1 protein-coding gene is annotated in these 340 nt (G+C 33.2%); it reads right to left on the reverse strand.

The genetic code is table 11. The features are described 5' to 3' along the window. Window positions 1–110 precede the first annotated feature (110 nt). Window positions 111–340, reverse strand: a 230-nt coding sequence (locus KH400_RS23185; RefSeq protein WP_217228654.1) for a gamma-glutamylcyclotransferase family protein, incomplete at its 5' end; no start/stop codon positions are given.

Consider the following 340-nt stretch of genomic DNA (forward strand, 5'->3'; position numbering starts at 1 on the left):
TAATTGAATTATGTACTTACAAAAACGTCATAAAAATGAAAAAGAGTAGGAACAATCACATAGAGTGATTCATCCTACTTCTTAGAAAATAGTTATCCAATACTGTAATGTCAACATTTTGTATATAAAATCCAATCGTTTTCCTCAATAGTATTGTAACAATCTGATAGTTGTTTCCCTGCAATGTAAACAAACGCTTCTCTTTCCCCCTCTTCTGTATATACAGTCCTCACCACTCGCTCATACTCATTTGATTTACGACCAGATACGTAGTCTTCTAATTGATCGAGCTGCACTAATTCATCGGTTGTAACTTCATATAATTCACCTGATACTTTAC

Origin of the sequence: Desertibacillus haloalkaliphilus, assembly GCF_019039105.1 — a bacterium.
Lineage (GTDB): Bacteria > Bacillota > Bacilli > Bacillales > KJ1-10-99 > Desertibacillus > Desertibacillus haloalkaliphilus.